Below are 13,919 nucleotides of genomic sequence, written 5' to 3'. Positions count from 1 at the left end.
TTTATTCATTTATTCACGCACAAGCATAATGTGTTCAACGCTGTCTAATGGGGATACGCGGAACAAAACAAAACGATTGCCGATTACTTGCACGACTTCGGCACCGAGCTTTTGAGCAAGTGCATCAGCAGCTTCTTTGGCGCTTAATCCGGAACCATCTTGCACAGCACACTTCATGAGCTCGTGGTACTGCATGGTTTCGTCTGCTTGCTTCACAGCTGCATCAGTAATATCGTTCTTGCCAACGTATAAAAGTGGGCTAAGCGTATTAGCGAGCGCGCGAAGCTGCTTAATCTGCTTCTTTGTCAATGCCATAAGGAGTCCTTTCAAATGCAAGTTTTATAACGCAAATATTACATAAATTACATAGTGCTTAACGGATTATACAGTATATTGCGAATTGTTGCATGTGATAATACAAATTTATTTATTGCGCATTTATTCCGTAGTTATTCCGTATTTATTGCGCTTGCTGCAAAAGGTGAAATATTTTCAAAATTTTTTATTACAAAGGTAGCATTTTGCACACAATAATCGCGCTTACAACACAAAGAGTAACTACTAATAGCAGTACATCTTTTATATGCATTTTCCATGAGTGCAAGTGAGTTCTTTCAGCTCCAGGCGCGTAGCAGCGTGCATCTAATGCGAGCGCAAGAATGTCAGCATGGCGAATTACTCCTGCAAAACCTGGCACAATTAAAGCTGTTATGGCGTGTACTCGTTGTTTAAAAGAACCATCTCGAATGCTACTTCCTCGAGCGATTTGCGCTAGTGCCACAGAGTGCGCTTCTGCACTAAGTGTTGGCAAGAACCGTAGCGCTAGGCTCATAATAAGTGCTATTTCTTGCGTTGGTATTCCAATATGTCGAAGTGGTGATAGTAATCGTGTGCAAGATTCGTTAAGCGTTGTCTGACTCATTGTTAATACTAGAACTGCTCCAATGATAATAACAAGCGAGAATCGTGTTGCAAAAAGTATTGCATAGTTAATTCCATCGGTTGTAATAGGAATAGTTGCAATATTTGCTAGCACTGTGCCGGTTCGCACTGCGAGAATGTTCAGTAGTCCGGAGAAAACAAATATTGCAATAATCATGTGCAGCGAAGCAATAAGTTTAACGAATGGTATTTTTGCAGCAACAGTTAGAGTAAATGTTACAAAAGCAAGAATAGCTAACTGTATGTAGTTAGTAATACTAAAAGCACTTAGCATAAGAATAAAGCATGATAGAAGCGTCGCGCGTGGGTCAAAAGATTTAAGTAGTGAAGTTGTTTTTGCTTTTGTGGAACTTTCTTTGTTTTTGGTATTTTCAATATTTTTTGCTGTGCTGCATTCTTTATTGCTTGCTTTATTCCTTGTTTTTAATGTTACTAGTCTTGCGCCTAAATTTTCTGCTTCTTGAAGATTATGCGTAATAAGTATTATGGTTACGCCTTGATTATGTAGCATTCCAAGAATTTTTCGGATACGTAACGCAGCTTCAAAATCTAATCCAGCTGTTGGCTCATCCAGTACGAGTACGCGTGGCTTGCAAGCTAAAACGCCAGCTATTGCAACAAGACGCTGCTGACCTCCAGAAAGCGCAAAAGGTGATTTTTCAGCCAAATTCTCAAGGTTCAGTAAGCGTAGTGTTTCATCCACACGTTCTTTAAGAGCACTGTCTTTTAGCCCAAAATTTTTTGGCCCATAAGCGACATCGTTCCGTACTGTATCAGCAAAAAGCTGTTGTTCTGGCAGTTGCATAACGTAGCCAATTGTTTGATGTAGTTTTTGTCGTATTATTCTAGATGTTTTACCTTTAACAGATATGCCATGTACTGTTATATTTCCTGAATTGGCTTTTAACAATCCACACATTGTTTTAGCAAGAGTTGATTTACCGCAGCCGTTTTCGCCCATTATTGCAACTGTTTCGCCGCTTTTAACAGTTAGTGAATAATCGTCAATAACAGCTGGAGAAGTTTTATCATATTGAACAGTTAGTCCGGAAATTTCTACAGCGATATCTGACTTATTTTCTTTGAATCTGCTATCTGTTAAGTTCTTGTTGTCGCTAATTTTAGTTACATGATTATTTGCTAATTCAATATTAGAAAAGTAAGTTTTTAAACCATTAAAGCTTATTTCTTTCAGGTTACCATTTTCTAGTAAAAGTATGCGATTTGCGCGTTTGCATTCCTCAAAATTATGTGTAATTTGAACGATAGTAGTGCCATTTTTGTGCAAATTATCAAATAAAGCATCAACGTCTTTACGTGCGAACGAGTCGAGCATAGAAGTAGGTTCGTCAAGAACAAGCAGTTTAGAATTCATAGCAATAGCACTTGCTAAAGCTACTCGTTGCTGCTGTCCGCCGCTCATAGTGCTAGGGTCAGCGTAACGTTTATCTTCCATATGAACAGTTTTTAAAGCTTCACTGATACGCTCATACATTGCTTTTTGAGGGAATTGCAAATTTTCTAGTCCAAAAGCAACATCTTCTTCAGTAATTGTGGTAATAATCTGGTCTTCAGGACTTTGGAAAAGTGCACCAATATATTTTCGTGCATTTTTATATGATTCAGCACAAGCAGTAGTATTTTCAAAAACTTTTTCGCCGCACAATGTAACATAACCGCTATCTGGAGCTGTTAAACCTGCAATAATTTTTGCTAAGGTTGATTTACCAGAACCGTTTAATCCCACAATTGCCACGCGTTCGCCAGGATTAATTGTAAGACTTAAATTATTAAGCGTCCAAGTTTTTCCATCATCGTAGCTAAAGCAAATATTTCGCAACACTACTTGCGCATTGTTTTCAATCATGTGCTTCTTAGCTTCGTTCATGCTATTACTTGTGCTGATATTATGCATAACTATTCCGTTTGGGATAATTATTTATTTTCGTGTAGCAGGTTAGAAATTGGTTTGTAAATAAGCAAAGTTACTACTACGTGCAAAGCAAGTTTAATAATATTAAATGGCAGTAATGCTGGAAGAATAAGAGCCGCAACCTGCGAAACAGTTATGTGAGCGTAAAGAGGAGTAATAACAAGATTTCCACCTATTGCAAGAGCAATAGCAGCAATCGAGCCTGCCAAAAGTGCAATGATTGCGCCTTTTTTGGTATGCATTTTTTTGTATACGATTGCTGCTGTAACGCTAGCTCCTAAAGATACTAGCACTGCCATAACTGTGCCGAGTGGATTGGTAAATAAGTGTGGTGCAAAGCCGAGTATGCTTACGATTGCTGCAGCTGCAGGACCATACGCGAATCCTGCTACGAGACACACGATTCCAGAAGGATCGTATTTAAGATAGCTGAGGTCTGGAATAAGTGGAAATTCTATGAAACTTACAGCCATTGAAAGTGCCACGAATAGAGCGTATTTTGCTATTTTTTCGCTAGACCAGTTAGAGTTCTTTGCATAAGTTTGGTGATTATTTGTATTAGAAATGCCCATGATGGGTCTCCGTTTCTTTCATCCGGACTGTAACCGTTGGCTTCGGAATTTAACCGAATCAGCAGCTTGTAAGCTGCTCGCGGGCTTCAAAAACGCATGAAACACGTATTTTGTTACCGCCAGTAAGGATTTTCACCTTCCCTGAAACTAACTATTCTTTTGTATCTCATGCTAAGAACATTGTTGTGATAATTGTGTGGCGAGGGTAGGTGCGAGAATACAAGTATGAGCAATACGAGTGCATCAAAAAAAATTAGTACTAATAACGCAACTAGCATTGATAAATTAGCTATTGTTGTTGTCACTTATAAGCGTCAAGAGCTTTTGGAGAATTTATTTCATTCGTTTGAATGTTTAAAAGAATGCCCTTGGCGTATTGTCGTTGTTGACAATGAGTGCAGTGACACAACCGGCGAAATGGTTGCTCGTCTTGAAGCTTCTTTAACTAATCGTTGGGGTAAAGCTCAAAAAGATTGTGAAGGCAATGAACTTCATGTTGTGTATGCTCCGCAAGATGAAAATCTTGGTGGTGCTGGCGGTTTTAGTGCTGGTGTTAAAAAAGCTTATGAACTTGGAGCTAAGTGGTTCTGGGTTATGGATGACGATGTTGAAACAGTGCCTGAATCTATTGAGCGTCTTGCTCCTTGGACTAAGCGTCACGCTGTTGTTCAAGGAAGTCGTTTAGATTACGACGGCGGTAATTTCTACTGGCAGTATGATTTTTTGGTTCCGCTTGGTATTCCAAATCCTATTGCTCCTGCTGCTTTCGGCAGAGCTGGATACAAAGTTATGAATACGATGTGTTTTGAGGGCGGCTTGATTCGTCGAGATATAGTTGAAAAAATCGGCTTCCCGGATTCGCGCTACTTTATTTACTGGGATGATACTACTTACGGGTATCTTGCGAGTAAGGTTACGAACCCTATTGTTGTTCCGGATATTATTCTTCGTCGCACTCGTGATATTCCTAATTGGGATATTGCAGGAGTGCGTCAGCTAAATTCAACATCTGACATGAATCGTTATCATATTATGCGAAATAGAGGCTTTATGGCTCGCTACTTTATGGTTCATGGCGATTTTCGTCCGTTTATGTTTGCGCTTGGAACTGCTTTAACAGCTGCTAAAGAGATTATTCGTTTGATTGCTGTCGATCGTGAGCATATTATTTCGGGTATTGGTAAATTGTTTACCGGCTGGATTGATTCTCGAAAAATTTTGCACGATCAAGACTGGAAACCTATGCCTTCGTTGAAGTAGAAGTTAGTAAACAGTAAGCGTGTCGTATCAAATATACGATAGAATACTGGTAATTGTCCATACAGCACACATTCAGAGGGGAGTGTTAGTGAAATGATTGACACTGCACAAGCATTTGGCGTCGATATTGGTGGATCCGGTATTAAGGCTGCTCCAGTAAATTTGGAAAAGGGAGAGTTCGCAGAACCTCGATACAAAATTCTCACTCCTGCGGTTTCTACGCCTCAAGCAGTTGCAGATATTGTTCGTCAGCAGCTTGAACATTTTGAAGTACCTGCAGATGTTCCTGTTGGAATTGCGTTCCCTGCTCCAATTAAGCCTGGTAAGAAGCTCGATTTTATGGCAAATCTTGACCAGTCTTGGATTGGTGTTGATGTTACTGAAGTCTTTAGTGAGGCGTGTGGTCGTCCTGTAACAGTAGTTAACGATGCTGATGCTGCTGGTTTAGCTGAGCAGCGTTTTGGTGCGGCAAAAGACAAGGATGGCTTGGTTATTGCTACTACTCTTGGCACTGGTATCGGCACGGCTTTGATTTACAACGGTGTGCTTATTCCAAACACTGAGCTTGGTCATATTCAGCTTGAAAAAGGTAAGGGCGATGCTGAAAAGTACGCTGCTTCTTCTGTTCGTGAAAAGTTGGATATGGGCTATAAGAAGTGGGCTAAGCGTTTGACTAAGTACTACGGCTTGATGGAAAAGTATTTCAACCCAGATTTGTTTGTTGTCGGTGGTGGCGTTAGCCGCGTAAGCGAAAAGTTCTTGCCGCATATCGATATTAAAACTCCTATTGTTGTTGCAACATTGCATAATGAGGCTGGAATTATTGGTGCAGCTTACTATGCAATGCAAAAAATGCAGCAAAACTAAAAAATAACTAAATATTATTTATTATCTATTGAGCTGGGTGAGCAGTTTATACTGCAGCCCAGCTTTTGTTATGCCAAGTGTTAGGGTAGTTTCGTGCGATTTTCTTCTAGAGTAGATGTGAGTGAGCCAAATCCTATTATTTTAGCTCAGCGAAAAGCTATTTTTAATGGCGTAAAGCTTACTAAATTAAATGATTCCAATCCAACGTCTCACGGCTTAGCTCCTCAATGTTTAAGTGGACGTTACACAGCAGACCCTAGGGGTCCTAAGGAAATTCGCGATATTCTTTCAAACTTCATCAATAAGCGAGATAACCGCACTGAAAAGTCTGTTTCATCAAAGCTTAATCCAGATCAGCTTTATGTGCTTTCTTCAACTTCTCAAGCTTACGCATGGCTTATGATGCTTTTATGTGATGCAGGGGATGCCGTTATGGGACCAACTCCTGGATACCCTCTTATAGAGTCTATTGCTCGCTTGCAATGCGTGAATGCAATACCGTATCCTTTGCACTATGATGGTTCTTGGACTATTGATATTGCGCGTGTTAGAGAACTTTTAGAAGATGTGTCTTTGCGTATTAAAGCTCTTGTGCTTATTAATCCAAATAATCCTACAGGCTCATATGTCAAGCCTGAAGAACGTGAAATACTATTGCAATTATGTCGTGATAATGGTGTTGCGATTATTGCAGACGAAGTATTTTATGAATATTCACTTGAGCCTTTTGCTGGAAATGCTCGTCTTGCTGGAGAATCTTCCACTTTAGTTTTTGCGCTTGATGGATTCTCCAAAATGCTTGCTGCTCCTCACGCAAAAGTTGGTTGGATTGAAGTTTCAGGTCCTAAAGATGATGTTTATGAAGCACAAAAAAGACTTGACGTTATAGCGGATGATTTTTTGCCTATTGGTAATACTGTTTCTGAGCGAATACCAGAATTATTGCAATATGCATCTTCTCAAAGCGCTATTGTACGAAATCGTGTTATTAATAATCTGCATACGCTTCGAGAAACGTTGGCATCCACGCCTAAATGCTGTGTTAGCGCGTTGCGTGCAGAAGGCGGATGGAATATTTTATTGCGTGTACCATCTTGCATTGACGATGATGTATTAGCTTTGAGATTGATGAAAGATTACAATCTAGTTTCTCAACCTGGATATTATTTCGATATGCCAGTTAATGGGTATTTAGCATTGTCATTATTGCCAGAGCCGCAGCAGTTTATTAGCGGATTGCATGCGCTTCTTCGAACTGTAGATGCATTGTTAGAAGAATAGTAATTATATAAATAATTATTTAAAACAATGTCATCCAACTTCTAAACGCGAACCATAAGTTTGGATTAAAACGAAGCGTGCTGTCTTCACGTCCTGTAACAAACCAACTGAGTACAGCGATAGCAATAGAAGCAAATAGCAATACTGCTACAAGTAAGCGTATTGTGTAAGCAATAGTTTTTTTATGTAAAGAATTTTCTGATTGCAAGGTGGATGCATATTCTAAAAGCAAGCTAATTCCAATTGCGGCAGCTATAGCAAAAGACCACGCAAAATCAGCAATATATCTCCATCCGATACCAGCTTTTAAGCTGTCAAAAACAATAAGAACAAGCCCAACTATTATAGCTATTACGCTTGTGCGCCAAGCAATATGCGTGCGGCAGCGTTTTTTCATAATAAATACGCATATTATGCCAACTAATGCCAATGGTGAAAGTGTAAACATTCCGCCAATCATAGGCTCTGCGTATTGCCAACGGTCAAATGCGATAGGCTGAATACCAATCCAAGGAAAAGTTGGAATAAAACGCAAAGGTAGCGCAATATAGCTGAAAATAGACGGCAAAATATTTTGTGACGGCAAACGCATAGTCGTCATGTCAGTAATAGTTATTTGATACTCATTGCCAAAATTTAACGGTGAGCCAAAGCGCAAAAGATTATAAATGCCAAATGGAATTGCAGTAATTACGCATGGCAGTATCCAAGCTGCAAAATATTTAAAAGGCTTATGCCATGAAGAAACTTGTTTCCAGTTGCGCAAAATATTTGGTAAATCTTTTTCTATATGCGAATAAATTGCAGGAAGTGCAAAAAGAACGGCTATAGAAAAAGTAGGTCTACATCCTAGATTTAATGCGATAAAGAAAGAACCTAAAACAATATTTAGCAAAGAGTGTGTTTTATTAAAACCTAGGTAGCACCACAATCCAAGAGATGTGAAGAAAAGTGAGGCTGCCATAGGTACGGAATAAAATGACGTTCTAAACCACAAATACACTGTATTTGAAGTAATGAAGAATAAAGCAAGAACAATGGATGTCGTTCCTAAAGATACTTTTTTTGAAGTCTGCTCAATAATTCGAATAACCAATAGGGAGCCTGCGATAAGAAAACCAATTAAGAATATTATCGTAGCTACTGTTGTTGGAAGCATAGAGCCTTCTGGAGTCCATAGTCTTGAAATAATGCGATAAGGCAAAAATAGCAATATTGCTGGAAGAACTCCGAAGTAGGAATACCAGTGACCTTTGTAGTATGCGTAATCCCAATACATATGTTGTACTGAGTGGTTTAACAAATTATTTCTAGCCGTAGGATCGTAAGGATTTTGCAAGTGTTCTAATTCATTAGGAACAGGGAGATTTAAATGCACTTGACCTTTTAACAATGCGTCTGCAGTGTGAGCATATTGATCAAAATCATATGCATAATTACCGTTTGTGTAAAAATGCATAGGAGTTGCGTTTCGTAAATTCCAAAAAATAGTTATTAAACCAACAGCAATAAATGGAAGAAGAGAAGCAGCAAAGCAGCAACGTTGAATAAGACTATGAGTGTTGAGTTTAATTTTCCAAAGCTTGGACCAAGGATTCCAAAGCGTAACAAAAAATGCAAAAATAGCAAGTATTAATACGCGACCCCATGACCACCTAAAAGGCACTCGAACGTTTGCTCTTGAGTCTTCAATATTTAATATTGATCCTATTGGATGTTGCAGCCACACCCTAACAATGCAAGATTTTCCTACTGCTTGTTTTGGAAGTTTAAGCAAAGATGGGTTTAGAGAAGCAGTGTTTGTGCTTTGAGGTTTGCTTAAGTATTTGTTTGCTTCAACTAAAACATTGATGTTTGAAATAAGATTATTATTTTTGCTTTTCTTTTTAATAATCGCAGGCTCTAAGCGAATATAAGGCGAACTTCCGTCGGATGTTACTTCTAAATATGCTTCTGAAGGATCCGTTATAAGAATGCCGCCGGAATCTAAGCGTCTAATTCCAGAACCTATATCGTTGTGCGCAGAAATGCTATCTGTACTTCCTGTAACACTACTCCAAAATGGCAGATTTCCAATAGAACATTCAAATAAGGTTATAAGAATTATTACGATGAATGGTATTCGCAAAAAATGTAGCGCACGTTTTATGCAATGATTGTCAATTTGATTGCTTATACGACTGTTGGCACTATTCGCCGTATTTGGCAAAGTCTTAGACGCGTATGTTGAAATCACTGCTTAACCATTCTATTGCACAATTCAAGTAATTCAGTTCAACATTTTACTCTTCGGCAACTAAATCGAGATATTCGTCATTCCACAAATCTTCGTCGCCATCAGGCATGAGTAGCACTCGCTCAGGTTGTAAGGCTTGAACTGCACCTTCATCGTGTGTAACAAGAACAATTGCTCCCTCATACTTTGCAATAGCTTTAAGTATTTCATCTCGAGATGCTGGGTCTAAGTTGTTAGTAGGTTCGTCTAGTAGTAGCACATTGGCTTTGGAAGTTACTAGTGTTGCAAGTGCTAGACGCGTTTTTTCGCCGCCTGAAAGCACTCTTGCAGGCTTCATTGCGTCGTCGCCGGAAAACAGGAAGCTGCCAAGCATAGAACGTGCTTGCGTGTCATCCAGGTTTGGTGCAACGTGCTGAAGGTTTTCCAAAACTGTAGAATCCAAGTCTAATGTATCGTGTTCCTGTGCAAAATAACCTATTTTGCATCCGTGTCCGTATTGAACTTCACCAGTATCTGCTGTTTCTTCTCCTGCCAAAATGCGTAATGTTGTTGTTTTTCCAGCACCGTTATAGCCTAGAATGACAACGCGTGAACCTTTGTCTATAGCAAGGTTAATTCCAGCGAAAACAATATTAGAACCATACGCTTTGGAAATATCTTTTGCCATAATTGGAGTTTTTCCGCATGCAGCTGGTTCTGGAAAACGAATATCTGCAACTTTTTCTTGTTTTTGAGCTTCACTTGTTTCGCTTAATAAGCGTTCAGCTCTTCGCATCATGTTTTGAGCAGCAACTGCTTTTGTAGCTTTAGCATGCAAGCGAATGCCTTGTTTCATAAGACGTTCAGCTTTCTTTTCTGCAACTTCTCGTTCGCGACGACGTCTTTCTTCGTCTACTACGCGCTGATGCAAGTATGCTTTCCAACCCATTGAGTACATGTCTATTTTTGCAAGTTGAGCATCTAAATGCCATACTTTGTTGACTACTTCGTCTAGTAATTCTGTGGAGTGAGAAATTACTAGGAATCCACCTTCAAATCGTTTAAGATAATTGCGCAACCATATTATTGAGTCTGCGTCTAAGTGGTTTGTAGGCTCATCGAGAATTAATGTGTCTGCGTCAGAAAACAGAATTCTAGCAAGTTCTATGCGGCGACGTTGACCACCTGAAAGTGTGCCTAAAGCTTGTTGCATAACTTCTTGTGGAAGTCCCAGGCTGGTTGCCATCGATATTGCTTCAGATTGCACTGAATAACCGCCTGCTTTTTCAAAATCTTGCATTGCTTTGTCGTAGCGGTTCATAGCTTTAGTCATTATGTCTGGATCTGGATCTGTCATTTCTTTTTCCGCTTTGCGAATACGCAAAACGATAGAAGCAATATCTCGAGCGCTCATAATGCGATCTATAACACTTTGCTCTGGGTCTGCTGCGTGCGTGTCTTGAGGTAAGTAGCCTAAACCTCCACTAACTCTAACCGAGCCTCCTGCTGGCAGCATGTCTCCTGTAATAACGCGAGTAAGCGTAGTTTTGCCTGCGCCGTTTCTGCCGACTAAACCGATCTTATCTCCTTTTGTGACGTGAAAATCGGTAGGATTTAACAGCGTTCGCGCACCAATCTGAATGGTTAAAGCTTGTGCGTCAATAGGCATAATGTCTGTTCCGTTCCCCAAAATTTAGGCTGTTAGTATTTATTACTTATAAAAAGTCATAACCAAACTCACTATTATACTGCTTACTGGTAACGAATACAGCATGTGGTTGATAGTCAAATACTTTACTTTTTCGAACACTTGTTCTATAATTTTCTTGTTGGTAATAAAATTGGGTATTGGTTGGGAATATTCAAGTGATTATGGGGAAGTGTGGAGGTAATTGTGTCAAAACAGGCGAATGAACAAAATGACTCGTTGCAAGAATTGCTTGATAATGCTCCTATGAGCGCTAACAGCGGTACTTTTATAGCTGATTTATCTAGTATTCCTTCTGAATGGAAAATAACTATCCAGGGTGCTAGAGAGCATAATCTAAAAAATGTAAGTTTATCGATTCCTAGGAATCGTATGGTTGTTTTTACTGGTCTTTCTGGATCTGGTAAGTCCTCGCTTGCGTTTGATACGCTTTTTGCAGAAGGTCAGCGACGCTATGTTGAGTCGCTTAGTGCTTATGCTCGCCAATTTTTAGGACGTATGGATAAGCCTGATGTTGATTTTATTGAGGGCCTAAGTCCTGCTGTTTCTATTGATCAAAAAACTACGAATCGTAATCCTCGTTCTACTGTTGGAACTATTACAGAAATATATGATTATTTGCGATTATTGTTTGCAAGGATTGGTGTGCCTCACTGTCCTGAATGCGGTCAAATAGTAAGTTCTCAAACTCCTCAGCAAATGACTGATTCATTGCTTGCTATGCCAGAACGTACGAGATTGCAAATTCTTGCTCCAGTAGTTCGTGGTCGTAAAGGAGAATTTAAAGACACGCTTGAGCTTTTGCGCTCAGATGGTTATGCTCGTGCGATTATTGACGGACAAATGCATGAGCTTTCTGAAGATATTACTCTTACTAAACAGAAGAAACATACAATTGAAGTAGTAGTAGATCGTTTAGTTATTAAAGATGGCATTCGTGTTCGATTAACTGATTCGATTGAAACAGCATTAAAACTATCTAAGGGAGTAGTAATTGCTGATTTTGTTGACGAACCAGAAGACTCACAAACGCGTCGTAAATCATTTTCGGAACATCGTGCATGTCCAAACAATCATCAATTAGAGCTTGATGAGATTGAGCCTAGAACATTTTCATTCAATGCTCCTTATGGTGCTTGCTCTGAATGTTCCGGCATTGGATACAATCTCGAAATTGATCCTGAACTTGTTATCCCAGACCCAGACAAATCTCTTGCGCAAGGAGCTATTGAGCCGTGGGCAATGAATAAGTCAGCTGGAATGTATTATCAGCACATACTTTCAGGACTTGCTAAAGATTTGCATTTTGATATGAATACTCCGTGGAAGGATCTAGCGGAAGACGTTAAACATGACATCATGTATGGTCATGATTTCACAGTTCAAGTTTCCTACACAAATAGGTGGGGGCGTCAGCGTGAATATTCTACTGGCTTTGAAGGTGTAGTTCGTACGCTTATGCGCAAACATGACGAAACTGATTCTGATCAAATGCGTCAATATTATGAGTCGTATATGCGTGAAGTTCCATGCCAAAAATGTAATGGAAAGCGTTTACGCCCAGAAGTTCTTGCGGTTACAGTATCTAATACTTCCATAGCTGAAGTTTGCGATATGCCAGTAGAGCGAAGTCTAGCGTGGGTAAATGCTTTGCATTTGGATGGTTCTCAAGCAGTAATTGCAACAGAAATATTAAAAGAGATTCGTGCTCGACTTGGTTTTTTGAACGATGTGGGTTTAAGCTATCTTACTCTTTCAAGAGCTGCAAAAACTTTGTCTGGTGGAGAGGCTCAACGTATTCGTTTAGCTACTCAAATTGGATCAGGTTTAGTTGGTGTTATGTACGTGCTTGATGAGCCGTCTATTGGATTGCATCAAAGAGATAATGAGCGTTTGATTGCAACATTGCATCATCTGCGAAATCTTGGTAATACGCTTATTGTTGTCGAGCATGATGAAGATACTATTCGTCAGTCCGATTGGCTTGTTGATATTGGTCCAGAAGCTGGCGAGCACGGAGGAGAAGTAGTATATTCAGGTCCGTCTGATGGAATTATTAAAGCTCAGCGTTCAATTACTGGAGATTATATTGCTCACAGACGCTCAATAGATGTGCCAAAACAACGTCGTAGTGTAGACGAAAATCGTATGCTTCATATAATTAATGCCCATGAGCATAATTTAAAAAATATTGATATAAGCATACCTTTGGGAGTATTCACATGCATAACGGGTGTATCTGGATCTGGTAAATCAACACTTATAAACTCAATTTTGTATCCTGTTCTTGCAGACAAACTAAATGGTGCTCGAATTGTTCCAGGAAAGCACAAACGTATTGATGGTATTGAGCTTTGTGACAAAGTAGTGCATGTCGATCAGAATCCTATAGGAAGAACTCCTCGTTCTAATCCAGCAACTTACACTGGTGTTTGGGATAAAATACGTTCATTGTTTGCTCAGACTCCAGAAGCAAAAGTTCGTGGCTATGGTCCTGGTCGCTTCTCGTTTAATGTTAAAGGAGGCAGATGTGAAGCATGTCATGGCGACGGTACTTTAAAAATAGAAATGAACTTTTTGCCTGACGTATACGTAGAGTGTGAAGTTTGTCATGGTAAACGTTACAACCGTGAAACTTTGGAAGTTACATATAACGGAAAGTCTGTTGCAGATGTTCTTAATATGCCTATTTGTGAAGCTGTAATATTTTTCAAAGCATATCCTTCTATTTCTCGATATTTAGATACTTTAGTAAAAGTTGGCTTGGGCTATATTCGTCTTGGTCAAAGCGCAACAACACTTTCTGGCGGTGAGTCTCAACGAGTAAAGCTTGCTACAGAGCTGCAGAGAAGATCTACTGGTAAAACAGTTTATATTCTCGATGAACCTACTACTGGACTGCATTTTGAAGATGTTAGGAAACTTCTAGCGGTTTTGCAATCTCTTGTAGATAAAGGCAACAGTGTTATTGTAATTGAACATAATCTTGATGTTGTGAAATCTGCAGATTGGATTATTGATTTAGGTCCAGAAGGAGGAGATAAAGGCGGAACCTTAGTTGCAGAAGGTAGTCCTGAGAGCGTAGCGCGTAATGGCGAGAGTTGGACAGGTAAATTCCTTAAGCAAATGTTACATTAAAAG

The 13,919-nt window shown here is 39.5% G+C and carries 9 protein-coding genes and 1 riboswitch; of the genes, 4 read left to right on the top strand and 5 right to left on the bottom strand.

Annotation, left to right across the window (positions count from 1 at the left end; genetic code table 11):
• Positions 1–9: 9 nt before the first annotated feature.
• The 3 genes from K9E37_RS00785 to K9E37_RS00775 all read right to left on the bottom strand — a co-directional run bounded on the left by K9E37_RS00785 (position 10) and on the right by K9E37_RS00775 (position 3,447).
• Positions 10–315, bottom strand: coding sequence for a YhbY family RNA-binding protein (locus K9E37_RS00785; protein WP_004108863.1), 306 nt, complete (start codon positions 313–315; stop codon positions 10–12).
• A 190-nt stretch (positions 316–505) separates the two neighbouring features.
• Positions 506–2,830, bottom strand: a complete 2,325-nt coding sequence (locus tag K9E37_RS00780) for an energy-coupling factor transporter ATPase (RefSeq protein ID WP_119504446.1) — start codon at positions 2,828–2,830, stop codon at positions 506–508.
• Between the two features lie 47 nt (positions 2,831–2,877).
• The gene (locus K9E37_RS00775; protein WP_064621408.1) at positions 2,878–3,447 is read right to left on the bottom strand and encodes an ECF transporter S component; all 570 of its coding nucleotides are present in this window, start codon (positions 3,445–3,447) and stop codon (positions 2,878–2,880) included.
• 6 nt (positions 3,448–3,453) lie between these two features.
• A riboswitch (FMN riboswitch) is annotated at positions 3,454–3,600 on the bottom strand.
• Positions 3,601–3,672: 72 nt separating this feature from the next.
• On the opposite strand from K9E37_RS00775, the gene K9E37_RS00770 reads away from it, so the two are divergent.
• The 3 genes from K9E37_RS00770 (at position 3,673) to K9E37_RS00760 (ending at position 6,855) form a co-directional block, all read left to right on the top strand.
• The gene (locus K9E37_RS00770; protein WP_064621409.1) at positions 3,673–4,707 is read left to right on the top strand and encodes a glycosyltransferase family 2 protein; all 1,035 of its coding nucleotides are present in this window, start codon (positions 3,673–3,675) and stop codon (positions 4,705–4,707) included.
• Between the two features lie 93 nt (positions 4,708–4,800).
• The gene (gene ppgK, locus K9E37_RS00765; protein ID WP_004108876.1) at positions 4,801–5,574 is read left to right on the top strand and encodes a polyphosphate--glucose phosphotransferase; all 774 of its coding nucleotides are present in this window, start codon (positions 4,801–4,803) and stop codon (positions 5,572–5,574) included.
• A 93-nt stretch (positions 5,575–5,667) separates the two neighbouring features.
• Positions 5,668–6,855, top strand: a complete 1,188-nt coding sequence (locus K9E37_RS00760; RefSeq protein ID WP_064621655.1) for a pyridoxal phosphate-dependent aminotransferase — start codon at positions 5,668–5,670, stop codon at positions 6,853–6,855.
• A gap of 19 nt (positions 6,856–6,874) precedes the next feature.
• On the opposite strand, the gene K9E37_RS00755 is transcribed toward K9E37_RS00760, so the two are convergent.
• On the bottom strand, positions 6,875–9,091 hold the full coding sequence (locus K9E37_RS00755; protein WP_064621656.1) for a hypothetical protein: 2,217 nt from the start codon (positions 9,089–9,091) through the stop codon (positions 6,875–6,877).
• A gap of 46 nt (positions 9,092–9,137) precedes the next feature.
• Positions 9,138–10,739 carry an ABC-F family ATP-binding cassette domain-containing protein gene (locus K9E37_RS00750; protein WP_004108881.1) on the bottom strand — a complete coding sequence of 534 codons (1,602 nt, stop codon included), beginning with the start codon at positions 10,737–10,739 and terminating at the stop codon, positions 9,138–9,140.
• Positions 10,740–11,024: 285 nt separating this feature from the next.
• Here K9E37_RS00750 and uvrA point away from each other — a divergent pair, with 285 nt between their 5' ends.
• Positions 11,025–13,916 carry an excinuclease ABC subunit UvrA gene (gene uvrA, locus K9E37_RS00745; protein ID WP_219705518.1) on the top strand — a complete coding sequence of 964 codons (2,892 nt, stop codon included), beginning with the start codon at positions 11,025–11,027 and terminating at the stop codon, positions 13,914–13,916.
• Positions 13,917–13,919 lie beyond the last annotated feature (3 nt).

The organism is Gardnerella swidsinskii (genome assembly GCF_023277705.1).
Lineage (GTDB): Bacteria > Actinomycetota > Actinomycetes > Actinomycetales > Bifidobacteriaceae > Bifidobacterium > Bifidobacterium swidsinskii.
Note: the sequence above shows the minus strand (reverse complement) of the source record. Positions and strands in the feature narration are given on the sequence as shown.

What these genes read in the sequence shown, in the direction of transcription:
- K9E37_RS00785 (WP_004108863.1), bottom strand. Translation starts at nt 315, where the DNA reads ATGGCATTGACAAAGAAGCAGATTAAGCAGCTTCGCGCGCTCGCTAAT.
- K9E37_RS00780 (WP_119504446.1), bottom strand. Translation starts at nt 2,830, where the DNA reads ATGAACGAAGCTAAGAAGCACATGATTGAAAACAATGCGCAAGTAGTG.
- K9E37_RS00775 (WP_064621408.1), bottom strand. Translation starts at nt 3,447, where the DNA reads ATGGGCATTTCTAATACAAATAATCACCAAACTTATGCAAAGAACTCT.
- K9E37_RS00770 (WP_064621409.1), top strand. Translation starts at nt 3,673, where the DNA reads ATGAGCAATACGAGTGCATCAAAAAAAATTAGTACTAATAACGCAACT.
- ppgK (WP_004108876.1), top strand. Translation starts at nt 4,801, where the DNA reads ATGATTGACACTGCACAAGCATTTGGCGTCGATATTGGTGGATCCGGT.
- K9E37_RS00750 (WP_004108881.1), bottom strand. Translation starts at nt 10,739, where the DNA reads ATGCCTATTGACGCACAAGCTTTAACCATTCAGATTGGTGCGCGAACG.
- uvrA (WP_219705518.1), top strand. Translation starts at nt 11,025, where the DNA reads ATGAGCGCTAACAGCGGTACTTTTATAGCTGATTTATCTAGTATTCCT.